Source organism: Pseudomonas sp. NBRC 111123, assembly GCF_001320205.1.
Taxonomy (GTDB): domain Bacteria; phylum Pseudomonadota; class Gammaproteobacteria; order Pseudomonadales; family Pseudomonadaceae; genus Aquipseudomonas; species Aquipseudomonas putida_J.
The window spans coordinates 62,177-85,946 of record NZ_BCAZ01000014.1 but is presented as its reverse complement, the minus strand read 5'-3'; the positions used below and the strand labels follow the sequence as shown (position 1 = coordinate 85,946).

20 protein-coding genes are annotated in these 23,770 nt (G+C 63.6%); 10 read left to right on the top strand and 10 right to left on the bottom strand.

Going from position 1 to position 23,770, the window contains the following annotated elements; all coding sequences use genetic code 11:
* Positions 1-10: 10 nt before the first annotated feature.
* The 8 genes from APH27_RS26370 (at position 11) to yccS (ending at position 11,661) form a co-directional block, all read left to right on the top strand.
* Positions 11-226 (top strand): hypothetical protein, encoded by a 216-nt coding sequence (locus APH27_RS26370; RefSeq protein WP_143512521.1) that lies wholly within the window; start codon positions 11-13, stop codon positions 224-226.
* Between the two features lie 236 nt (positions 227-462).
* Positions 463-2,265: an acyl-CoA dehydrogenase gene (locus APH27_RS09945; protein ID WP_060484688.1), complete on the top strand. Its 1,803-nt coding sequence runs from the start codon at positions 463-465 to the stop codon at positions 2,263-2,265.
* A gap of 31 nt (positions 2,266-2,296) precedes the next feature.
* Complete coding sequence (locus APH27_RS09940) at positions 2,297-3,739, top strand: TldD/PmbA family protein (protein WP_060484687.1); 1,443 nt, start codon at positions 2,297-2,299, stop codon at positions 3,737-3,739.
* Positions 3,739-5,058 carry a TldD/PmbA family protein gene (locus APH27_RS09935; protein ID WP_027920698.1) on the top strand — a complete coding sequence of 440 codons (1,320 nt, stop codon included), beginning with the start codon at positions 3,739-3,741 and terminating at the stop codon, positions 5,056-5,058. Before APH27_RS09940 ends, APH27_RS09935 begins: the two co-directional genes overlap by 1 nt.
* 109 nt (positions 5,059-5,167) lie before the next feature.
* Positions 5,168-6,595, top strand: coding sequence for a multidrug transporter subunit MdtD (mdtD, locus tag APH27_RS09930; protein WP_027920697.1), 1,428 nt, complete (start codon positions 5,168-5,170; stop codon positions 6,593-6,595).
* Between the two features lie 112 nt (positions 6,596-6,707).
* Complete coding sequence (gene dbpA, locus APH27_RS09925) at positions 6,708-8,045, top strand: ATP-dependent RNA helicase DbpA (RefSeq protein WP_256250573.1); 1,338 nt, start codon at positions 6,708-6,710, stop codon at positions 8,043-8,045.
* 122 nt (positions 8,046-8,167) lie between these two features.
* Complete coding sequence (locus tag APH27_RS09920; protein WP_027920695.1) at positions 8,168-9,349, top strand: NAD(P)/FAD-dependent oxidoreductase; 1,182 nt, start codon at positions 8,168-8,170, stop codon at positions 9,347-9,349.
* 128 nt (positions 9,350-9,477) lie between these two features.
* Complete coding sequence (gene yccS, locus APH27_RS09915; protein ID WP_027920694.1) at positions 9,478-11,661, top strand: YccS family putative transporter; 2,184 nt, start codon at positions 9,478-9,480, stop codon at positions 11,659-11,661.
* A gap of 124 nt (positions 11,662-11,785) precedes the next feature.
* Here yccS and APH27_RS09910 read toward each other — a convergent pair whose 3' ends face one another.
* Positions 11,786-12,523 carry an ABC transporter substrate-binding protein gene (locus tag APH27_RS09910; protein WP_060484685.1) on the bottom strand — a complete coding sequence of 246 codons (738 nt, stop codon included), beginning with the start codon at positions 12,521-12,523 and terminating at the stop codon, positions 11,786-11,788.
* Between the two features lie 167 nt (positions 12,524-12,690).
* On the opposite strand from APH27_RS09910, the gene APH27_RS09905 reads away from it, so the two are divergent.
* Positions 12,691-13,164, top strand: coding sequence for a GNAT family N-acetyltransferase (locus APH27_RS09905; RefSeq protein ID WP_027920692.1), 474 nt, complete (start codon positions 12,691-12,693; stop codon positions 13,162-13,164).
* Here APH27_RS09905 and APH27_RS09900 read toward each other — a convergent pair.
* The 9 genes from APH27_RS09900 to tkt form a co-directional block, all read right to left on the bottom strand.
* Positions 13,139-13,435, bottom strand: a complete 297-nt coding sequence (locus tag APH27_RS09900) for a helix-turn-helix domain-containing protein (protein WP_012312450.1) — start codon at positions 13,433-13,435, stop codon at positions 13,139-13,141. The two genes, APH27_RS09905 and APH27_RS09900, sit on opposite strands and share 26 nt — an antisense overlap.
* A 12-nt stretch (positions 13,436-13,447) precedes the next feature.
* Entirely contained in the window at positions 13,448-13,948 is a 501-nt protein-coding gene (locus APH27_RS09895; protein WP_027920691.1) for a M48 family metallopeptidase, read from the bottom strand.
* Between the two features lie 39 nt (positions 13,949-13,987).
* A complete protein-coding gene (locus APH27_RS09890; protein ID WP_060484684.1) occupies positions 13,988-16,108 on the bottom strand; it encodes a bifunctional diguanylate cyclase/phosphodiesterase in 2,121 nt (706 codons plus the stop codon).
* Positions 16,109-16,306: 198 nt separating this feature from the next.
* Positions 16,307-17,371, bottom strand: a complete 1,065-nt coding sequence (gene fba, locus APH27_RS09885; RefSeq protein WP_008093958.1) for a class II fructose-bisphosphate aldolase — start codon at positions 17,369-17,371, stop codon at positions 16,307-16,309.
* Between the two features lie 100 nt (positions 17,372-17,471).
* Positions 17,472-17,801 (bottom strand): MliC family protein, encoded by a 330-nt coding sequence (locus tag APH27_RS09880; protein ID WP_027920689.1) that lies wholly within the window; start codon positions 17,799-17,801, stop codon positions 17,472-17,474.
* Between the two features lie 76 nt (positions 17,802-17,877).
* Positions 17,878-18,096 carry a hypothetical protein gene (locus APH27_RS09875; RefSeq protein WP_027920688.1) on the bottom strand — a complete coding sequence of 73 codons (219 nt, stop codon included), beginning with the start codon at positions 18,094-18,096 and terminating at the stop codon, positions 17,878-17,880.
* A 32-nt stretch (positions 18,097-18,128) separates the two neighbouring features.
* Positions 18,129-19,292: a phosphoglycerate kinase gene (locus tag APH27_RS09870; protein WP_027920687.1), complete on the bottom strand. Its 1,164-nt coding sequence runs from the start codon at positions 19,290-19,292 to the stop codon at positions 18,129-18,131.
* 12 nt (positions 19,293-19,304) lie between these two features.
* Entirely contained in the window at positions 19,305-20,366 is a 1,062-nt protein-coding gene (gene epd, locus APH27_RS09865; RefSeq protein ID WP_027920686.1) for an erythrose-4-phosphate dehydrogenase, read from the bottom strand.
* A 153-nt stretch (positions 20,367-20,519) separates the two neighbouring features.
* On the bottom strand, positions 20,520-22,517 hold the full coding sequence (gene tkt, locus APH27_RS09860; RefSeq protein ID WP_060484683.1) for a transketolase: 1,998 nt from the start codon (positions 22,515-22,517) through the stop codon (positions 20,520-20,522).
* A 250-nt stretch (positions 22,518-22,767) separates the two neighbouring features.
* Between tkt and APH27_RS09855 the strand changes: the two genes are divergently transcribed.
* Positions 22,768-23,760, top strand: coding sequence for a metalloregulator ArsR/SmtB family transcription factor (locus tag APH27_RS09855; protein ID WP_027920684.1), 993 nt, complete (start codon positions 22,768-22,770; stop codon positions 23,758-23,760).
* The last annotated feature ends 10 nt before the right edge of the window (positions 23,761-23,770 follow it).

Here is a 23,770-nt window from a genome sequence, read left to right as displayed (position 1 = left end):
GTACATGATCATGAAAAAACACTTCTACCTTTTCGCTTTCCAGTCGCCCAATACCGCCACTCGCTATGCACCTGTCACAGTAGGCCTACCCCACCCACGCGTTACAGCAAAGACCGTTGAATGGGCTAAAAAGCAAGTCAGGCCAAGCGGATACGTCACAGTACTGGTCAATGTCTCCTATTTGGGAGAGATGACCGATGAAGAGTTCAATAACGCTGAAAATTGATGCATCAGAGCATTGTCACCTCTCTGATAGAGCGGTTTGCTTAGATGCTGATGGTTGGCAGGGCCGGCGCGGTGCATAAAAAACTGACAGTCCCGTCTCTGCCCCCCCAGCACGGCATGGCAAGCACCCGCCCGCCATGCCACCTTCTACACACATATCACTCAAACCTATAAAACTGTCCCACGCTCTCACTGCGGCCCTAGACTCGCCCCAAGCCCGTTCAAGGACCGCCTCCCATGCCCGAGACCCTGCTCAGCCCCCGCAACCTCGCCTTCGAACTCTACGAAGTCCTCGAAGCCGAGGCCCTGACCCAGCGCCCGCGCTTCGCCGAACACAGCCGCGAAACCTTCGACGCGGCATTGGCCACAGCCCGCACCATCGCCGAGAAATTCTTCACCCCGCACAACCGCAAGGCCGACGAAAACGAGCCGCGATACGTAGACGGCCGCGCAGAGCTGATCCCTGAAGTGAAACCCGCCGTAGATGCCTTCCTCGAAGCCGGCTTCCTCAACGCCAACCGCGATTTCGACGTCGGCGGCATGCAATTGCCCAGCCTGGTCTCGCAGGCCTGCTTCGCCCATTTCCAGGCCGCCAACGCTGGCACCACGGCCTACCCGTTCCTGACCATGGGCGCGGCCAACCTGATCGAGAGCTTTGGCACCGACGAGCAGAAGCGCCTTTACCTGCAGCCGATGATCGACGGCCGCTACTTCGGCACCATGGCGTTGACCGAACCACACGCAGGCTCTTCGCTGGCCGATATCCGCACCCGCGCCGAACCCGCCGGCGATGGCACTTATCGCCTCAAAGGCAACAAGATATTCATCTCTGGCGGCGACCACGAGCTGTCGGAGAACATCGTGCACATGGTGCTGGCCAAGCTGCCGGACGCACCGCCTGGCGTTAAAGGTATTTCGCTGTTCATCGTGCCGAAGTATCTGGTCAACGACGACGGCAGCCGCGGCCCACGCAACGATGTGCTGCTGGCTGGACTGTTCCACAAGATGGGCTGGCGCGGTACCACCTCCACCGCACTGAACTTTGGCGACAACGGCCAGTGCGTCGGCTATCTGGTCGGCCAGCCGCATCAGGGCCTGGCGTGCATGTTCCAGATGATGAACGAGGCGCGCATCGGTGTTGGCATGGGTGCAGTGATGCTCGGTTACGCCGGTTACCTGTATTCGCTGGAATACGCTCGCCAAAGGCCACAAGGCCGCCTGGCGGACAACAAGGACCCGCAAAGCCCGGCCGTGCCGATCATCGAGCACACCGACGTAAAACGCATGCTGCTGGCACAGAAGGCCTATGTCGAAGGCGCCTTCGACCTGGGCTTGTACGCTGCGCGACTGTTCGACGACACCCATACTGCCAGCGACGAGAACGTACGCAAACAGGCTCAGGAGCTGCTCGACCTGCTGACCCCGATCGTCAAGTCCTGGCCCTCGGCCTTCTGCCTCAAGGCCAACGAACTGGCAATCCAGATTCTCGGCGGCCACGGCTACACCCGCGAGTACCCAGTGGAGCAGTACTACCGCGACAACCGCCTGAACCCTATCCACGAAGGCACCGAGGGCATCCAGTCACTTGACTTGCTGGGCCGCAAGCTGGCGCAGAACAACGGTGCAGGCCTCAAGCAACTGATCCGGCTGATCGCCGCCACTGCCGAACGCGCCAGCCATCATCCGGGCCTGGACACCCTGCGCCAACCACTGGAGCAACTGGTCAACCGCCTGCAGTCGGTAACGCTTGCCCTGCTCGGCGACCTGGCCCAGGGCAAGATCGCCGGTGCCTTGGCCAACTCTGCCCTGTATCTCAAGGCCTTCGGCCACTGCGTGATCGGCTGGCGCTGGCTGGAACAAGCCATCCACGCCGAACTAGGCCTGCTCAAGGGCAACCCCGTCGACCGCGATTTCTATCTCGGCAAACTGCAGGCCGCTCGTTATTTCCTGACCTGGGAAATTCCTGGCTGCCATAATGAGCTGGCATTGCTCGAGGCGCGCGACGACACGTGCCTTGCCATGCAAGACGGGTGGTTCTAGGGGGAGCCACCGTGAAAACGGAGGCTTGTGCATGTTCGATTCCAGCGCCCTGCTGCGCCAGCGCTTTGCTGCGCTACGCAGCACGGCCGAGTTGTTTTCCCTGCGCCATGTGAAACAGTCGCACCAGGCGCTTTCGGTTCGCCGCAATGTGGCCGAACCTCCACACTTCAGCCAGGACGAGGGCGCCATGCTCACGGTGCGGGTCAATGGCGTGGAGGCCTATGCGGCCACCGCCGACCTGTCACAGGCCGGCCTGCAGCGGGCACTGGAGCAGGCCGAGGCGCTGGCCCGGCAGGTCGCCCGGCACAGCCTGCTCGACCTGCGCGAGCAGCCGGTGACCAACGCCCGTCACGACCATGTTTCGCCCAATTTTGACCAACCCATGCCAAACCTGGCCGACTGCCTTGGCCTGCTCGCCGCCGAATCGGCCAGCGTGCCGAAGGACAGCCGCCTGGCGGACTGGCAGGCCAGCCTGGGCCTGAGCCTGGTCGAGCAGACCTACCTGAACTCAGCCGGCGCAGAATTGCGCCATGCCCAGCGCTTCCTGTTCCCGGGCCTGAGCGTCACCGCCAGCGACGGCCAGGACAGCCAGAGCCGCAGCCTGGGCCGCGACAACTTCGGCCAGCAAGGTGGTTTCGAGATCATCGAACGCTGCGGCCTGGTCGGTGCCGCCCGTCAGGTCGCCGACCAGGCGCTGCAGCTGCTGCTGGCGCCGAACACGCCAAGCGGCCCGCGTGACCTGCTGCTGATGCCCGACCAGATGATGTTGCAGATCCACGAGTCCATCGGCCACCCACTGGAGATGGACCGCATCCTCGGTGACGAGCGCAACTACGCAGGCACCAGCTTCGTCAAAGCCAGTGACTTCGGCCACCTGCAATACGGCTCCCACCTGCTCAACGTGACGTTCGACCCGACCATTGGCGAAGAACTGGCCAGCTACAGCTTCGATGATGACGGCACAGCAGCCAGCAAGCAGTTCCTGATCCGCGATGGCCTGCTGCTGCGCCCGCTGGGCGGCGCACTGTCGCAGTTTCGCTCGGGCCTGGACGGGGTTGCCAACAGCCGCGCCTGCGGCTGGAACCGCGCGCCGATCGACCGCATGGCCAACCTCAACATCGAGCCCGGCGATCAGCCCCTCGACCAGCTGATCCAGGGCATCGAGCACGGCATCCTGATGCGCACCAACCGTTCGTGGTCCATCGACGACGCACGCAACAAGTTCCAGTTCGGCTGCGAGTGGGGCCAGCTGATCGAAAACGGCGAGCTCAAGGGCATCGTCAAGAACCCCAACTACCGCGGCATCTCCGCGCAATTCTGGCGCAACCTGGTGGCGGTCGGCGACCGCAGCACCTTCCAGGTCCTGGGCACGCCCAACTGCGGCAAGGGCGAACCCAACCAGGTGGTGCGGGTCGGGCATGCCTCGCCCGCCTGCGTATTCCGCCAGATCGACGTATTCGGAGGGGACGCCTGATGAAACACCTTTTCCAGACCCTGGTCGCCGCCGTGCAGGATGCCCTGCAACCTGGCGAGCAGTTCACCCTGGGCTTCAGTGCCGAACAGTCGCAGTTCGTGCGCTTCAACCACGCCAAGGTGCGCCAGGCCGGCGAGGTGAGCCAGGCCAGCGCGCAACTGCGGTTGATCCGTGACGGCCGCCAGGCAGAACAGCAGGTGACCCTGAGTGGCGACGCACAACTTGACCTGCAACGCCTGAGCGCAGCCCTGGAGCAGTTGCGCCAGACCCTGCCACTGCTGGCCATCGACCCGTACCTGCGCCTGGATGACAGCGCCTGGCACAACCTCAGCCAGCAGGATCAACCGCTACCCGAGCTGGACCAGGTACTGGGTCTGCTCGACCGCGAGGCTGGCGACCTGGACCTGGTCGGCATCTACGCCGCCGGCCCGATCTGCCGAGGCTTTGCCAGCTCGTTCGGGGCATTCGGCTGGCACCAGGCCAACAGCTTCAATTTCGACTGGAGCCTGTTCCACAGCAATGGCCAGGCCGTGAAAGCCAACTATGCCGGCCAGCAGTGGAGCGCCGACGATTTCACCGCCCGCCTGCGCCAGGCTCGGGAGCAGCTGGGTTTCCTCGGGCGCCCGGCCGTTACCCTGAAACCTGGCAGCTACCGTGCCTACCTGGCGCCTGCGGCGATGGACGAAATCGCCGGCATGCTCTGCTGGGGCGGCTTCTCCGCGCAGGCACTGGCCACGGGCAACAGTGCCCTGCAGCGCCTGTACAACGGCGATGCGCAACTGCACCCGCTGGTCAGTTTCAGCGAGCAGGTCAGCGGCTCGCTGAGCCCGGCATTCTCCGACGAGGGCTCGCCGCGCCTGGATGTACCGTTGATTCAGCAAGGTAAAGCGTTGCAGCGGCTGGTCAGTGCCCGCAGCGCAGCGGAATTCGAGCTGCTGGCCAATGGTGCCGACAGCTACGAATCGCCCTGCGCGCTGAGCCTGGCGCCGGGCAGCTTGCCCAGCGAGCAGGTCCTTGAGCGGCTGGGCACCGGGCTGTACATCAGCAACCTGTGGTACCTGAACTACTCTGACCTGCCAGCGGCACGCATGACCGGGCTGACCCGCTTCGCCACGTTCTGGGTGGAAAACGGCGAGATCCAGGGGCCGGTGAGCACCATGCGCTTCGATGACAGCCTGTACAGCCTGCTTGGCAGCCAGCTGGAGGACCTGACCCAGGAGCGCGAGATGATCCTGTCGACCAGCACCTACGGGCAGCGTAGTACCGGGTCGAGCCATCTGCCGGGGGCGTTGGTCAAAGGGCTGACCCTGACATTGTGATTGGCATTACCGGCCCTTTCGCGGCTAAAGCCGCTGCTACAGGGGATACGCGATTCCTGTAGGAACGGCTTTAGCCGCGAAAGGGCCAGCACAGACAAAAGAGGACGTCATGCCTGATCGTGCACCGTTGGACCCCGTCACCGCCCGCTGGCTGCCCTGGGTGGTGGCCATCGCTTTCTTCATGCAGTCCCTGGACGGCACCATCCTCAACACTGCCCTGCCGGCCATGGCCCGCTCACTGGCCGAAGACCCGCTGCGCATGCAGGGCGTGATCATCGCCTACATGCTCACCGTGGCCCTGCTGATCCCCGCCTCTGGCTGGATTGCCGACCGCTTCGGTACCAAGCGCATCTTCTTCAGCGCCATCCTGCTGTTCAGCTTCGGCTCGCTGCTGTGTGCCACGGCCAACAGTCTCGGTTTCCTGATTTTCGCCCGCATCGTGCAGGGCCTGGGCGGCGCGCTGATGCTGCCGGTCGGGCGCCTGGTGGTGCTGCGCGCCTACCCGCGTACCGAGCTGGTGAGGATCATGAGCTTCATCACCATCCCCGGCCTGCTCGGCCCGCTGCTGGGCCCGACCCTGGGCGGCTGGCTGGTGGAAATCCTCAGCTGGCACTGGATCTTCCTGCTCAACCTGCCAGTGGGTGCGCTGGGCTGCTATGCGGTATGGAAGTTCATCCCCGACCTGCGCGGGGTCGAGCGCACCCGCTTCGACGGCCCCGGTTTCATCCTGTTCGGCGCCGCGATGGTGCTGATCACCATCGCCATGGAAGGCCTGGGCGAGCTGCACCTGCCACACCTGCGGGTGATGTTGCTGCTGTTCGCCGGCATGGCCTGCCTGGCCGCCTACTGGCTGCGCGCCGGGCGCGACCCAGAGCCGCTGTTCTCGCCCAGCCTGTTCCGCGTGCGTACCTTCGCCATCGGCATCCTCGGCAACCTGTTCTCGCGCCTGGGCAGCGGTGCCCTGCCGTTCCTGGTGCCGTTGCTGCTGCAGGTAGCGCTGGGCTATTCGCCGGCCCAGGCCGGCATGAGCATGATTCCGCTGGCCGCCTCGGCGATGCTCGCCAAGTCCGTCGCCCGGCCACTGATCGAGCGCCTGGGCTACCGCATCGTACTGACCGGCAACACCTTGCTGCTGGGCATCCTGCTGGCCAGCCTGGGCCTGGTCGACGAACAGACGCCCTATGCAGTGCTGCTGGTGCAGCTTGCCCTGCTCGGTGCGGTCAACTCCATGCAGTTCACGGCGATGAACACGGTGACCCTGATCGACCTCGACGACGCCAGCGCCAGCAGCGGCAACAGCCTGCTGTCGGTGGTCGCACAGCTGTCGCTAAGCCTCGGCGTGGCCTGCGCCGGTGCCTTGCTCGGCGGTTTCACCGCGGCGGGCAGTGCCGATGGCGTGGAGACCACCTTGGGCGCGTTCCAGCTGACCTTCGTCACCATCGGGGTGATGGCCATGCTGGCGGCAGCGATCTTCCTGCAACTGTCGCCGACGGACGGAAGGCGTGCCCGTCGTCCGGAACAACACATGGAGTCGTAGGGCGAATGGCCATGAGGCTGGTAGACTGTGCGGCATTTTTCGCTTCGCACCGCAGGCCCGCCTCGTGACCACCGAATCCACCGCCTTTGCCACCTTGCCGCTGTCCTCTGCCATGCTGGCCAACCTGGACGCCCTCGGCTATGCCTCGATGACGCCGATCCAGGCCCAGAGCCTGCCGGTCATCCTGCGCGGCCAGGACCTGATCGCCCAGGCCAAGACCGGCAGCGGCAAGACCGCCGCCTTCGGCATCGGCCTGCTCAACCCGATCAACCCGCGCTACTTCGGCTGCCAGGCGCTGGTGCTGTGCCCCACCCGCGAGCTCGCCGACCAGGTGGCCAAGGAGCTGCGCCGCCTGGCCCGCGCCGAGGACAACATCAAGATCCTCACCCTCTGCGGCGGCGTGTCGCTGGGCCCGCAGATTGCCTCGCTGGAACACGGTGCGCACATCATCGTCGGCACGCCGGGGCGCATCCAGCAACACCTGGACAAAGGCACCCTGGTGCTCGACGGCCTGAACACCCTGGTGCTGGACGAAGCCGACCGCATGCTCGACATGGGTTTCTTCGACGCCATCGCCAACATCATCGGCAAGACCCCGTCGCGCCGCCAGACCCTGCTGTTCTCGGCCACCTACCCGGCCGGCATCGAGCAGCTGGCTGCCGACTTCATGCGCAAGCCGCAACAGGTCAAGGTTGAAAGCCTGCACGCCGACAACCAGATCGAGCAGCGTTTCATCGAGATCGACCCGCAGCAGCGTCTGGATGCGGTCACCCGTGTGCTTGGCCACTACCGCCCGCAATCGTGCGTGGCGTTCTGCTTTACCAAGCAGCAGTGCGAGGACGTGGTTGCCCACCTGACCGCCAAGGGCATCGTCGCCCAGGCCCTGCACGGCGACCTGGAACAACGTGACCGCGACCAGGTGCTGACCATGTTCGCCAACCGCAGCAGCTCGGTGCTGGTGGCCACTGACGTGGCGGCCCGCGGCCTGGATATCGATGGCCTGGACATGGTCATCAACGTCGAGCTGGCCCGTGATGCCGAAATCCATGTACACCGCGTGGGCCGTACCGGCCGTGCGGGTGAGAAAGGGGTTGCAGTCAGCCTGGTGGCACCGGCCGAAGGCCACCGTGCCCAGGCCATTGAAGACCTGCAGAAAAGCCCGCTGCGCTGGGACCAGCTGGACAGCCTGAAGAACCAGGGCGGCGCGCCATTGCTGCCGCTGATGAGCACGCTGTGCATCGCCGCCGGGCGCAAGGACAAGCTGCGCCCGGGCGACATTCTGGGTGCGCTGACCGGCGATGCCGGGATCCCGGGCAAGCAGGTGGGCAAGATTGCCATTTTCGACTTCCAGGCGTTCGTTGCCGTGGAGCGGGCGCTGGCCAAGCAGGCCATGCAGCGCTTGAACAGCGGCAAGATCAAGGGCCGGTCCCTTAAAGTCCGCATCATCTAAAAGCTTGGCAAGGTCCCTGTGGGAGCGGGTTTACCCGCGAATGCGATGGTGGGCTCACCGCCGCCTTCGCGGGTAAACCCACTCCCACAGGGTTCAGCGATTCTTTCAAAAAGGTTCACACCGTGCACTCCACCGACGTGATCATCCTCGGCGCCGGCGCCGCCGGCCTGATGTGCGCCCAGCTCAGCGCCCGCCGTGGCCGCCGGGTGCTGCTGCTCGACCACGCCAACAAGCCCGGCAAGAAGATCCTCATGTCCGGCGGCGGGCGCTGCAACTTCACCAACATGTACACCGAACCGAGCAACTTCCTCTCGCATAACGCGCACTTCTGCAAGTCAGCCCTGGCCCGCTACACCCAGTGGGACTTCATCGAGCTGGTCAGCAAGCACGGCGTGCCGTACCACGAGAAGAAGCTCGGCCAGCTGTTCTGCGACAACAAGGCCAGCGACATCCTCGACATGCTCCTGGCCGAGTGCGACGAGGCCGGTGCCGAGATCCGCATGCACACCAGCATCGAGCAGATCGAGAAGACCGAAGCCGGCTACCTGCTGCAGACCAGTGGCGGCCAGTACGCCTGCCAGTCGCTGGTGATCGCCACCGGCGGCCTGTCGATCCCGACCTTGGGCGCCACCGGCTTTGGTTACCAGGTGGCCCGCCAGTTCGGCCACACCCTGCTGCCGACCCGCGCCGGGCTGGTGCCGTTCACCATCACCGAGCCCCAACTCAAGGCACTGTGCACCGAGCTGTCCGGCACCTCGCTGGATTGCACCGCCAGCTGCAACGGCACCAGTTTCCGCGAGAACCTGCTGTTCACCCACCGCGGTCTCAGCGGCCCGGCGATCCTGCAGATCTCGTCGTTCTGGGAAGCCGGCGACACGGTGGAGATCAACCTGCTGCCGGATCGCGATGCACTGAGCTGGCTGCAGCAGGTGCAGGCCGAGCGCGCCAACGCCGAACTGAAGACCGTGCTTGGCGAGGTGTTCACCCGCAAGCTGGCCAACCTGCTGGCCGAGCAGTGGTTCGAATCCCGGCCGATGAAGCAGTACACCCCGGCGGAACTGGCGCAGATCGCCGAGAAACTGGCGAACTGGCAGGTGGTGCCGGCCGGTACCGAAGGCTACCGCACCGCGGAAGTCACCCTCGGTGGCGTGGACACCCGCGAAGTGTCGTCCAAGACCATGGAATCGCTGAAAAGCCCCGGCCTGTACTTCATTGGCGAAGTGCTCGACGTCACTGGACACCTGGGCGGTTTCAATTTCCAGTGGGCCTGGGCATCCGCCAACGCCGCTGCGCAGTTCGTGTAGAGTAGAATCCATTCAGCAGCACGGAACGCTTCTTGCTGGCCCGTGCTCAGCGCCGTAACCGGGGCCACTTCGCGCCCCGGTATCCGGTTCTGAAAGGTATTCCTCTGATCACTGCCTAGCGGGCCATCATGTCATCGAGTTCGTTCCGTCAGTCACTGCGTCGCCTGTGGGGCCAAGACAAGTTCAGCTACAGCATCCGGGTCACCATCGCCCTCACCGGCAGCCTGGCCCTGTGCTGGTACCAGAACGAGATGGCCCTGCTGATTCCACTGTTCCTCGGCATCATCGCCAGTGCCCTGGCCGAGACCGATGACAGCTGGCAGGGCCGCCTCAGCGCCCTGGCCGTCACCCTCACCTGCTTTGCCATCGCCGCACTGGCGGTCGAGTTGCTGTTCCCCTACCCGTGGATCTTCGTCATCGCCCTGGCGCTGGCAGCGTTTGGCCTGACCATGCTCGGCGCCCTTGGCGAGCGCTACGGCGCGATTGCTTCGGCAACGCTGATCACTTCGGTGTACACCATGATCGGCGTGGACCAGCGTGGCGGAATGGTCACCGACTTCTGGCACGAGCCGATGCTGCTGGTGGCGGGCGCGGCCTGGTACGGCCTGCTCTCGGTGCTGTGGCAGGCGCTGTTTTCCAACCAGCCGGTGCAGCAGAGCCTGGCCAAGCTGTTTTTCGAACTTGGCAGCTACCTCAAGCTCAAGGCCAGCCTGTTCGAGCCGATCCGCAACCTTGATGTCGAGGCCCAGCGCCTGGCGCTGGCCCAGCAGAATGGCAAAGTGGTGGCGGCGCTCAACGCGGCCAAGGAAATCATCCTCCACAGGGTCGGCAACAGCCAGCCGAACTCCAAGGTCAGCCGCTACCTCAAGCTGTACTTCCTGGCCCAGGACATCCACGAACGGGTCAGCGCCTCGCACTACCCTTACAACGCCCTGAACGAAGCGTTCTTCCACAGCGATGTGATGTTCCGCTGCCAACGCTTGCTGCGCAAACAAGGTGCATCCTGCCAGGAGCTGGCCCGCTCGATCCGCCTGCGCCAGCCTTTCGTGCTGGCCACGGGTTTCGCCGAAGCACTGGAAGACCTCAACGCCTCGCTTGAACACCTGCGCATCCAGAGCAACCCGGCCTGGCGTGGCCTGCTGCGTTCGCTGCGTGCCCTGGCTGCCAACCTGGCGACCCTCGACCGCCTGCTCAGCGCCGCCAGCAACCCCGACAGCCTGGCTGATGCCAGCGACAGCAGCCTGCTGGACCGCTCGCCACGCACCCTGAAGGACGTATGGACGCGTCTGCGTACCCAGCTGACGCCGACCTCGCTACTGTTCCGCCACGCCCTGCGCCTGCCACTGGCGCTGTCGATCGGTTACGGCATGGTGCACCTGATCCACCCGACCCAAGGTTACTGGATCATCCTCACCACACTGTTCGTCTGCCAGCCCAACTATGGCGCCACCCGGCGCAAGCTGGTGCAGCGGATCTTCGGCACTGCAGTTGGCCTGACCGTCGGCTGGGCGCTGTTCGACCTGTTCCCCAACCCTGTCATCCAGTCGCTGTTCGCCGTGGCTGCGGGCGTGGTGTTCTTCGTCAACCGCACCACCCGCTATACCCTGGCCACGGCTGCGATCACGCTGATGGTGCTGTTCTGCTTCAACCAGATCGGCGATGGCTACGGCCTGTTCCTGCCGCGCCTGTTCGATACCTTGGTCGGCAGCCTGATCGCCATCCTCGCGGTATTCCTGTTCCTCCCCGACTGGCAGGGCCGGCGGCTGAACAAGGCGCTGGCCAACACCCTGGCCTGCGCCAGCGTGTACCTGCGCCAGATCATGCAGCAATACGCCCACGGCAAACGCGACGACCTCGCCTACCGCCTGGCCCGGCGCAACGCCCACAACGCCGATGCGGCGCTGTCGACCACTCTGGCCAACATGCTCATGGAGCCGGGGCATTTCCGCAAGGAAGCCGATGTCGGGTTCCGCTTCCTGGTGCTGTCGCATACCTTGCTCAGTTACCTGTCAGGGCTGGGCGCGCATCGCGATACAGCCTTGCCGGCAGAGGTGCAGGAGCAGTTGATCGATGGCGCAGGGCAAAGTGTGGCCAATAGCCTGGACGAAATTGCCAATGGCCTGGCGGCGCGGCTGCCGGTGGCGATTCACAGTGACGCCGAAGAGGCGCTGGCCAACGCCCTGGAGCAGATGCCGGAAGAACTGGATGAGCATCAGCGCTTGGTACAGACGCAGCTGGCGTTGATCTGCCGGCAGCTGGGGCCTTTGCGCACGCTGGCTGCACACCTGATCAAAGAGGCACCGTCAGCCTGAGTTATTCCTGTTCCGACCTATTCGCGGGTAAACCCGCTCCCACAGGTTCCGCGCTGTCTTCGCCCAGACGCTATCGCCGTGGGAGCGGGTTTACCCGCGAATAGGCCGGAACAGAGAGTCGAGATCAGAAGCCATGCTGGTGTAGCAGCCTTGCATAGCTGCCATCAGCTTTCATCGCCGCGATGGCCTGCTCGAAGCGTTCGACGATCTGCTGGTGATCAGGGTGCTTCAGGCTGACCAGAATATGCAGGGTATTCTCCCCCAGCAGCGGCTCCATCAGCACCACGCCGTCGCGCACCTGCTGCGGTTCGCGCTGCAGGTTGTAGCGCGCCACGTACTCGTCCTCAACTGCCAGCTTTACCCGCCCGGCTGCCAGCATGCGCACGGCGGTCGAGAAATTGCGCACCTCCACCTTATTCAAGCGAGTATCGCCATCAAACGCCGGTGAATAGGCATAGTCGCGCACAACCGCAATGCTGTAAGGATAAAGGTCGGCCTGATGCTTGTAGCGGAACGTGTCGCCCTTGCGCTTGAGCAGGCGAATGCGATTGCTCAGGTAGCCCTCGGAAAACTGCCCGATCTGTTTACGCGCATCGTTATACCAGGCGCTGATCAGCACGTCGTAGCGCCCGTCGCCAATGCCCATCAACGCCCGCGCCCACGGCACTTCCTCGTAGCCGCTGGCATACCCGGCGCGGGCCAGTGCCGTGGTGACCAGGCTGGTAGCCAGACCGCCGCCAGGCATCCCGCTGTCAGTGAACGGTGGCCAGTTGTCGGCTACCAGCCGCAGCCTGGCCTGGCCAAATGCAGGTGCTGCCAGGAGCGCACCCAACAAACCTAACGCGCAAAGCAGTGGCCGCATGCAGAAGTCCTTTTGCAGTGGGAGGCACACGCTGTGGAAGGCGATCGCAGATGAGAGTACACAAAGGCCGCTGTGTGGGGCAGCGGACAATAATGTCATTTAGCCTCTATTTTGGCCGTGACTGGAAAATTTGCGATGATCCGTCATCAATTCCAGGAGTTACCACCATGTCCATCCACTGGCTCTGCAAGCATCACTCCGACCTCGACAAACATGAGCTCTACGCCATTCTGCAACTGCGTACCGCCGTATTCGTGGTCGAACAGCGCTGTGCCTATCAGGAAGTCGATGGCCAGGACCTGGCGGGCGACACCCTGCACCTGATGGGCTGGCAGGATGACAAGCTGGTAGCCTACCTGCGCCTGCTGGACCCGCAGTTGCAGGGTGGCGATGTGGTCATCGGGCGGGTGGTGACTTCACCTGACGCGCGCGAGCTGAAACTCGGGCACCCGCTGCTGATGAAAGGGCTGGAGGCAGCCGGCCACTGCTGGCCTGGGACGCCGGTTTACCTGTCGGCCCAGGCACATCTGCAGGGTTTCTACGCCCGGCACGGTTTCGAGGTGGTGGGCGAGCAATACCTGGAAGACGACATCCCGCATATCGGCATGCGCAAGGTCACGGATACCCCAGTACTTCCCTGATCTGCCGCAGGTGCCGGATGATCCACTGCTTGTCGATCGCTCCCCAGTCATGGATGCGGTAATGCCCGGCATGGTTGCGCGCACCTTCCTGCTGCTCGAACTCGCAGACGATATCCAGGTCGGCGAGCGCGGCGATGGTGTCCTGTGCCGTGCGCCGCGGCATGCCGGTGGCCTCCATCAGCGCCGGCACGCTGGTGGCGGTCTGGCTGTCGATCAACCAGGCCACGTACAGGCGGCGGTAGAAACTGCTCTTGGTCTTGCTCACATCCATGCTGCGTGATCCTTACAGGTTGCCCGGCAACTCCCGATAGGTCAGGTAGACGCGCAGGTCGAATTCCAGTTGGTGGTAAGCCGGCTCCATGTGCTGGCAGAGCTGGTAGAACGCCTTGTTGTGATCGCGCTCGCGCAAGTGCGCCAGTTCGTGCACCACGATCATGCGCAGGAATTCTGGCGCCGCCTCCTTGAACAGCGAGGCAATACGGATTTCCTTCTTCGCCTTGAGCTTGCCGCCCTGCACCCGCGATACCGCGGTATTGAGCCCCAGGGCCCTGTGGGTCAGGTCCAGGCGATTGTCGAACAGCACCTTGTCCAGGTTTGGCGCGCTGCGCAGGTATTGCTGGCGCAGGTCCTGGGCATAGCCGTACAGCGCCTTGTCGCTCTGCACGTCATGGCGGCCGGGGTAGCGGCGCTGCAGATACTCGCCCAGGCGGTCGCTGTCGATCATCTGCCGCACCTGCTCCTGCAGGTGCGGTGGGTAGGCTTGCAAATAGCGTAATACGGTCATGGCATGGCATTCGGCGTAACGAATGCCGATTCTAGCCAATCACGGCCGCAGCCAGGGAAAAATCGCCGGGAAGCCAGTGGCATCAACTGCCGTCATCGGGTGCGCGACCAGAAAGCCCTGCACGTAAGCGCAACCGTTTGCCTTCAGCCACGCAGCCTGGGCCTGTGTTTCGACACCTTCCGCGATCACGGTGATCCCGTAGTCTGCGCACAGGCCGATGACGCTGCGCACCAACGCCGTATCCGCCGCAGAGTCCGGCAGGCGCGCCACCAGATGGCGGTCCAGTTTCAACGTGTCGATAGGCAGGTCGCGCAACATGCGCAGCGAGCAGTCGCCAGCACCGAAATCGTCCAGTGCCACACGTACGCCCAGCCCGCGCAGGCGATGAATCTGTTTGATCGCCGTGTCGATGTTGTACATCAGCGAGGTCTCGGCCACTTCGACTTCCAGTTGCGCCGGGTCGAGCTGGTAACCCTGAATCACCCGCTGCAGTTCATCGATCAGGCTGGGCATGGAAAATTGCGCGCGGCTCAGGCTGATACCCAACACCAGCTCCGGGGCGAAACACTGGCACCAGGCTTGACGCTGCGCGGCCCCCTGGCGGTAGATCCAGCTGGCCAGGCGGTTGATCAGCCGTGCTTCCTCCAGCAAGGGTATGAACAGCCCTGGCGGCACATCGCCAACGCTCGGGTGCTGCCAGCGCAGCAGGGCCTCGAAACCTCGTAGCTTGCCATCGGCAAAGGCCACCTGGGGTTGGTACACGAGGCTGAAATCCTGGACCTCGATGGCATTGCGCACGCTGTCCTCAAGCATCAGCCGTGAGCGGGCGCGGCCGTTTAGTTCCTGATCATAGAAGCGATACTGCTGGCGACCGGCCTGCTTGGCTGCGTACATGGCAGTGTCGGCGGCGCGCAGCAGGCCTTCGACATTGCCGCCACAGTCGGGGTAGGTGGCGATACCGATGCTGACGCCCAGGCACACATCCAGCCCCTCCACCTGCTGCTGGATCGACACCCGCTCAAGCAGCTTCTCGGCATGGCGCCCGGCCTGTTCCGGGTATGGCAAGCCGTCGAACAGCGCGGTGAACTCATCACCGCCCATGCGCGCCAGCAGCGCCTCGCTGCCAAGGCAGTCCTTGATCTGCTCGGCCACCCAGCGCAGCACCCTGTCTCCGGCCTCATGGCCCAACGAGTCATTGATCCGCTTGAAGCCGTCCAGGTCCATGTACATCAGCGCCTGAACCTTGTTCGAGCGCTCGCCGCGCAGTAATACGCCTTCGGCAGCCTGGTAGAACCCGCGGCGGTTGAGCAGCCCGGTCAAGGGGTCGGTCACCGCCTGGTATTCGAGTTGCTGATGCAGGTTGCGCTCCACCGACATGTCCAGCACCGTGACCACCATGGCCTGCTGCTCCGCCGGCAACGGCGCGCATGACAGGGCCACAGGCACCAGCTGCCCACCTGGGAGGCGCAGGTGGGCATCATGGACCCGCACGATCTGCCGCGCGAGGTAGGCGTTGTGGAACTCGGATTCGCTCCACAGGGTGGCGTTGGCCAACTGCAGCAGATCGAGCAGGTTGGCACCCTGCAGTTGCTCGACCGGGGTATGCATCAAGCGCGAGATTGCCGGGTTGGCAAAGCTGATGACGCCCTCGGCATCGACCACCAGGATGCCTTCGGCGGCATTCTCGAGGATCGAGGCATTGAACGCCCGGGCGGCTTCCAGCTCGCACGTCAGCCGCTGCAGCATGCGCCGGTTACGCTGCTGGTCCAGCTGCGCCTGCACCTTGGGCTTGAGTATCTGTGGGTCGAACGGCTTGAACAGATAATCCACAGCACCGCTGGCATAGCCCTTGAGCACGGCAGCATCGGACTGCTCGTTGGCGGTGAGGAAAATGATCGGGGTCAGCCGGGTTCGCTGGCTGCCGCGCATCAGGCGCGCCACTTCGAAACCGTCCATTTCGGGCATCTGCACATCGAGCAGCACCAGATCGACCTCGTGCTCAAGCAACGTACCCAGGGCTTCCATCCCCGAGTTTGCGGTCAATACGTGCCAATCGTTGCGCGCCAGCAAGGCTCGCATGCTAATGAGGTTTTCCGGGTAATCGTCGACCACCAGAAGAACCGACTTGCCTTCCAGTGGTTGAGGGTAAGCGCCATCCATGCTGCTTCTCTTGTTTGACCGACTTCGACGTGCTATTGGATCCGATTAATACTCTAGACCTGCGGATCCGACAAGCAATGCAATCAGATCGCTATCAGTGAATAAGTTTCACGGTAGCCGACTAACGGTAGCCTTGCAGGATTTCGACGCATAAAAAAACCCGCATCGCTGCGGGTTTTTCAGGGCTGCACCTGTGGATCAGTTGACCTTGGCGGCCAGCTCACCTTTCAGATAGCGCTGGAACATGCCTTCCAGGGAGATCGGCTTGATCTTCGAGGCATTGCCGGCAGTGCCGAAAGCTTCGTAACGGGCGATGCACACGTCACGCATGGCCTTCACGGTTTCACCAAAGAACTTGCGTGGGTCGAACTCGCTTGGGTTCTGAGCCATCAGCCGGCGCATGGCACCCGTGGACGCCAGGCGCAGGTCGGTGTCGATGTTGACCTTGCGCACGCCGTGCTTGATACCTTCGACGATCTCTTCGACCGGTACGCCGTAGGTCTCTTTGATGTCGCCGCCGTACTGGTTGATGATCGCCAGCCACTCTTGCGGTACCGAGGAAGAACCGTGCATCACCAGGTGGGTGTTAGGGATGCGTTTGTGGATTTCCTTGATGCGGTCAATGGCCAGCACGTCGCCGGTAGGTGGCTTGGTGAACTTGTAAGCACCGTGGCTGGTACCGATGGCGATGGCCAGGGCGTCCACCTGGGTCTTCTTGACGAAGTCGGCGGCCTCTTCCGGGTCGGTCAGCATCTGGCTGTGGTCCAGCACGCCTTCGGCACCGATGCCGTCTTCTTCACCGGCCATGCCGGTTTCCAGCGAACCCAGGCAGCCCAGCTCGCCTTCCACCGAAACGCCGCAGGCGTGGGCCATGGCCACGGTCTGCTGGGTAACGCGGACGTTGTACTCGTAGTCGGTCGGGGTCTTGCCGTCTTCGCCGAGCGAGCCGTCCATCATCACCGAGCTGAAGCCCAGCTGGATGGAACGCTGGCACACGTCAGGGCTGGTGCCGTGGTCCTGGTGCATGCACACCGGGATGTGCGGGAATTCTTCGATGGCGGCCAGGATCAGGTGGCGCAGGAACGGGGCACCGGCGTATTTGCGGGCGCCGGCCGAAGCCTGGACGATCACCGGGGAGTCGGTCTTGTCGGCCGCTTCCATGATGGCGCGCATCTGCTCGAGGTTGTTGACGTTGAAAGCCGGAACGCCGTAACCGAACTCGGCGGCGTGGTCCAGCATCTGGCGCATGCTAATGAGTGCCATTGTGTATCTCTCTCCCGACAAGCGTCGTTTGTTTCGTGCAAGCCTGCCGCAGGGGCGGTTGCTGTTCAAGTAGTGTGGGCCGCCTGTGCGGCCCGGCCAGTCACGGTGCCTTGCAGCCCCGCCCAATCAGATCGTTGGTTGCCACCCAGTACACCAGGCCTTCTTCGCCCTTGGTGTGGAAGGCCAGCACGCCATCGCTGTACAGCGCGCCAGAGGCGCCCGGCTCGGACTTGAGCCTATAGACCTGGTCGCCGCCGCCGAGACGTACGTCAACCTGGTCCCGTTGAGCATCAGCGAAGCGCCATAGCACTTCGGTCTGAGTGTCGCAAACCCAGCGGGTCCAGTTGTCCGCCGGGGCGGACGGTGCAGGCTGTATCAGCGAGCATCCTGCCAGTGTCGCCAGGGCCATCGAGGCCAGCAGCGCTTTCATTACATATCCTCTAGATGACCACAGAGCGGTCGCTTGGTTGCCTGCCCCGACGAAACACTCGGTGCCGCTACTCGCTTCAAGGGCAACCCGGCGCCTGGCGCTGGTGTTCTTCGTCATACTTTTCCAGGCCTTCCGGGCCTACGCGCTTGTTGATGACCGGCACGGTCTCGGCCTGCCACTCGGACTGGTAGCAACCGCCCTTGGGCGGCTGCGCCGGGTCGGCATCCGACGACGGCCCGCTGGAGCAGGCGCCCAGCAGGCCGGCCAGGATCATCACAGGCAATTGTTTGACCATCAGGCCGCTCCCTTTGCCAGGCGCCACCATTGTCAGGCTTTTGCCCGCTCTTCCAGGATCGCCACGGCTGGCAGCACTTTGCCTTCGACGAACTCGAGGAAAGCACCGCCACCGGTAGAAATGTAGGAGATATCCTTGCTGACGCCATATTTGTCGATAGCGGCCAGGGTGTCGCCACCCCCTGCGATGGAGAACGCAGCGCTTTCGGCGATGGCCTTGGCCAGCACCTTGGTGCCGTTGCCGAACTGATCGAACTCGAACACACCGACCGGGCCGTTCCACAGGATGGTCTTCGACGACTTCAGCAGCTCGGCGAAATTGGCGGCGGTCTGCGGGCCGATATCCAGGATCATGTCGTCGGCAGCTACGTCTGCGATGGCCTTGACGGTCGCTTCGGCAGTTTCGGCGAACTCTTTGGCAACCACGACGTCGACCGGCAGCGGCACGCTGACCTTGGCGGCGATGGCTTTGGCGGTTTCGACCAGGTCAGGCTCGTACAGCGACTTGCCAACCGGGTGGCCGGCAGCAGCCAGGAAGGTGTTGGCGATGCCGCCACCGACGATCAACTGGTCACAGACGCTGCTCAGGCTGTTCAGCACGTCCAGCTTGGTCGACACCTTGGAGCCGGCGACGATGGCCGCCATTGGCTTGGCCGGGGCCTTCAGGGCCTTGCCCAGCGCGTCCAGCTCGGCCGCCAGCAGTGGGCCGGCGGCCGCGACCTTGGCGAACTTGGCCACGCCATGGGTGGAGCCTTCGGCACGGTGAGCGGTACCGAAGGCGTCCATGACGAACACGTCGCACAGGGCGGCGTACTGCTGTGCCAGCTCGTCGGCGTTTTTCTTCTCGCCCTTGTTGAAGCGCACGTTCTCGAACAGCACCAGGTCACCTGCGTTCACTTGAACGCCGCCCAGGTAGTCGGCAACCAGCGGTACTTCGCGGCCCAGTGCCTTGCTCAGGTAGTCGGCAACCGGCTTGAGGCTGTTCTCGGCAGAGAACTCGCCTTCGGTCGGGCGGCCCAGGTGCGAGCAGACCATTACCGCCGCACCCTTTTCCAGGGCCAGCTTGATGGTCGGCAGCGCTGCCAGGATACGCGCATCGCTGGTTACCACACCGTCCTTCACAGGCACGTTGAGGTCTTCGCGGATCAGTACGCGCTTACCTTGCAGGTCGAGGTCGGTCATCTTCAACACGGTCATGAATGCAGTCCTTCAGGGCTGTTTGCTGCGGGTTGGGTGGACGACGTGCAGATAATGTTCGGCAACGTCGAGCATACGGTTGGCGAACCCCCATTCGTTGTCGAACCAAGCCAGCAAGTTCACCAGGCGAGGGCCTGAAACGCGGGTCTGGCTGGCATCGACGATGGCCGAATGCGGGTCATGGTTGAAATCACAGCTGGCGTGAGGCAGCTCGGTGTAGGCCAAAAGGCCTTTGAGCGGGCCGCTCTGCGCGGCCTCGCGCAGCACCCGGTTGACCTCGGCCGCATGGGTGTCGCGGGCGGTTTGCAGGGTGATGTCCAGGCACGAGACGTTGACGGTCGGCACACGTACCGCTTTGGCCTGGATTCGCCCGGCAAGTTCCGGAAGCAGGCGTTCGATGCCGCGCGCCAGACCAGTGGACACCGGGATCACCGACTGGAAGGCCGAGCGCGTACGGCGCAGGTCTTCGTGGTGATAGGCGTCGATCACCGGCTGGTCGTTCATCGCCGAGTGGATGGTGGTGATCTGCACGTACTCGATGCCGAATGCCTGGTCCAGCACGCGCAGCAGCGGTACGCCGCAGTTGGTGGTGCAGGAGGCATTGGACACCAGGCGTTCGCTGCCGGTCAGGCAATGCTGGTTGATGCCATAGACCACGGTGGCATCGACATCGGCCTCGCTGGCCATAGGCTGCGAGAACAACACGCGCGGCGCGCCGGCATCGAGGAAACGCTGGCCATCGGCGCGGGTGTGATAGACACCAGAGCACTCCAGCACCAGATCGACTCCCAGGTCGGCCCAGTCGATGCCTTCAGGGGTGGCGCTGCGCATGACTTTCACGCAGTCGCCATTGATATGCAGACAATCGCCGTCGACCTTCACCTCGCCGGGGAAACGCCCGTGGGTGGAGTCGAAGCGTGTCAGGTATTCGATGCTGGCCTGATCGGCCAGGTCGTTCAGCGCAACGATCTCGAAACCGGCCTTTGCCCCCCGCTCGAACAGTGCGCGCAGGACACAGCGGCCGATGCGGCCGTAACCGTTGAGTGCAACTTTGTAAGGACGCGGGTGGGGCATTGGTGGCTCGCTAACGCATGATGGCTATGGGGGCCGCGTGGCGACCCATCGCGACACAAGGCCGCTCCTGCAAGGTACGGTGTACGCCATACCTTGCAGGAGCGGCCTTGCGTCGCGAAACGAGGGCAACGCCCTCGCCTCGCACAGTCAGAATCAGTCTTCCAGCAGCTCTTCGGCGGTGCCCAGGATGTTTTCCAGGGTGAAGCCGAACTCCTCGAACAGTGCAGCGGCCGGAGCCGACTCTCCGTAGGTGGTCATGCCGATGATACGACCTTCCAGGCCGACGTACTTGTACCAGAAGTCAGCGTGGGCAGCTTCGATGGCGATGCGCGCACCGACTTCCAGCGGCAGTACGGACTGCTTATAGGCGGCGTCCTGGGCGTCGAACACGTTGGTGCTCGGCATCGACACGACGCGGACCTTGCGGCCCTGTTCGGTCAGTTTGTCGAACGCCTGAACGGCCAGGCCCACTTCGGAACCGGTGGCGATCAGAATCAGCTCAGGCTCGCCGGCGCAGTCTTTCAGCACGTAACCGCCACGGCTGATGTCGGCGATCTGCTGGGCGTCGCGGTCCTGGTGCTGCAGGTTCTGACGCGAGAAGATCAGCGCCGATGGGCCGTCCTTGCGCTCCAGGGCGTGCTTCCAGGACACAGCCGATTCGACGGCGTCGGCTGGGCGCCAGGTATCCAGGTTCGGCGTGCTGCGCAGGCTGGTCAGCTGCTCGATCGGCTGGTGAGTCGGACCGTCTTCGCCCAGGCCGATGGAGTCGTGGGTGTAAACGTGGATCACACGCTGCTTCATCAGCGCCGACATACGCACGGCATTGCGGGCGTATTCCATGAACATCAGGAAGGTCGCGCCGTAAGGCACCAGGCCGCCGTGCAGGGCAACGCCGTTCATGATCGCGGTCATGCCGAACTCGCGCACGCCGTAGAACACGTAGTTGCCGCTGGCATCGTTGGCTTCGACGCCCTTGCAACCTTTCCACAGGGTCAGGTTGGAGCCGGCCAGGTCAGCCGAACCGCCGAGGAACTCAGGCAGCATCGGGCCGAAGGCATTGAGTGCGTTCTGGCTGGCCTTGCGGCTGGCGATGGTTTCGCCTTTGGCGGCCACTTCGTTGATGTAGGCCTGGGCCTTCTCGCTGAAGTCGGCCGGCAGCTCGCCGCTTTCACGGCGTTTGAATTCGGCAGCCAGTTCCGGGAAGGCCTTGGCGTACGCGTCGAAACGCTGGTTCCAGTCGGCTTCGGCCTTGGCACCGGCGGCTTTGGCATCCCATTCGGCGTAGATGTCGGCCGGGATTTCGAACGGACCGTGGTTCCAGTTCAGTTCCTTGCGGGCCAGGGCGATTTCGTCGTTGCCCAGCGGTGCACCGTGGCAGTCTTCCTTGCCCTGCTTGTTCGGCGAGCCGAAACCGATGATGGTCTTGCAGCAGATCAGGGTCGGACGGTCGCTCTTGCGCGCGGTGTCGATGGCCATCTTGATTTCGTCGGCATCGTGGCCGTTGACGTTACGGATGACCTGCCAGTTGTACGCTTCGAAACGCGCCGGGGTGTTGTCGGTGAACCAGCCGTGCACTTCGCCATCGATAGAGATGCCGTTGTCGTCGTAGAAGGCGATCAGCTTGTTCAGGCCCAGGGTGCCGGCCAGCGAGGCAACTTCGTGGGAAATGCCTTCCATCATGCAGCCGTCGCCGAGGAACACATACGTGTTGTGGTCGACGATGTTATGGCCGTCACGGTTGAACTGGGCGCCCAGGACCTTCTCTGCCAGAGCAAAGCCCACGGCGTTGGCCAGGCCTTGGCCCAGCGGGCCAGTGGTGGTTTCTACGCCTGGGGTGTAGCCGAACTCGGGGTGGCCCGGGGTGCGGCTGTGCAGCTGGCGGAACGATTTGAGGTCATCGATGGTGACGTCGTAGCCGGTCAGGTGCAGCAGCGAGTAGATCAGCATCGAGCCGTGGCCGTTGGACAGCACGAAGCGGTCACGGTCAGCAAACTTCGGGTTGCTCGGGTTGTGTTTCAGATAGTCGCGCCAAAGCACTTCGGCGATATCCGCCATGCCCATGGGGGCACCTGGGTGGCCGCTGTTGGCCTTTTGCACGGCATCCATGCTGAGGGCACGAATGGCGTTGGCACGTTCACGACGGCTGGGCATCGCTTATCTCCTGGGGCTTGAAAGAGGTGGTGTTACGAAAAAGGCTGCCATTTTCGCCCACTGCGGGGGCCGGGGGCAAACATTAAAGCGGCAAGCGGCAAGCTTTAAGCTGCAAGAAACGCGTGAAACCCGGCGCGAACCGCTCTAAAGCTTGCAGCTTGAAGCGTGAGACTTGCAGCTTGTCGCCAATATCAAAACTTTTTGATATTGATCTTGCGGGGGCAGCCTTGCCTGTCTAGACTGCCGCCCCATGAACCTTCGCGCGCAACCGATCCCTCAGCAAAGCGACACACTGGCCGCCCTGTGCAAGGCCAGTGGCGATGAGCTGCGTCTGAACGTGTTGCGCGCCCTGGCCAGTGATTCGTTCGGCGTGCTGGAGCTGGCGCAGATCTTCGACGTCGGCCAATCGGGCATGAGCCACCATCTCAAGGTGCTGGCCCAGGCCGAGCTGGTGGCCACGCGGCGCGAAGGCAATGCGATCTTCTACCGCCGCGCCCTGCCCGACAGCCAGCGCTTCGGCGGGCGCCTGCACATGGCCCTGCTCGATGAGGTCGACGACCTGACCTTGCCGGAAGATGTGCAGGCGCGTATCGCCCAGGTGCAACAACGCCGCGCCGCCACCAGCCAGGACTTCTTCCTGCGCGTGGAAGAGAAATTCCGCGCCCAGCAAGACCTGATCGCCGGTTTGCCGCAATATCGCGAGAGCCTGCTGGCGCTGCTCGACAAGCTGAACTTCGCGCCGGCCGCCAGCGCGCTGGAAGTCGGCCCTGGCGATGGCGGCTTCCTGCCAGACCTGGCACGGCGCTTTGCCAAGGTCACCGCCCTGGACAACAGCCCGACCATGCTCGAGCTGGCACGGCAGGTCTGCGAACGCGAACGTCTGAGTCATGTAAACCTGCAGTTGGCCGATGCACTGGGTGCAACGGATGTGGAAGCCGACTGCGTTGTGCTGAACATGGTCCTGCACCATTTCAGCGACCCGGCCCTGGCCCTGCGCCAGCTGGCCAAACGGGTGAAGGCGGGCGGCAGCCTGCTGGTCACCGAACTGTGCAGCCATGACCAGGGTTGGGCGCGGGAAGCCTGCGGCGACCTCTGGCTCGGTTTCGAGCAGGACGACCTGGCCCGTTGGGCCACTGCAGCCGGGCTGGCCCCCGGGGACAGCCTCTATGTGGGCTTGCGTAACGGTTTCCAGATCCAGGTCCGCCATTTTCAGCGGACGGCTGGCGACACTCACCATCGGTAAATTTTAGGAA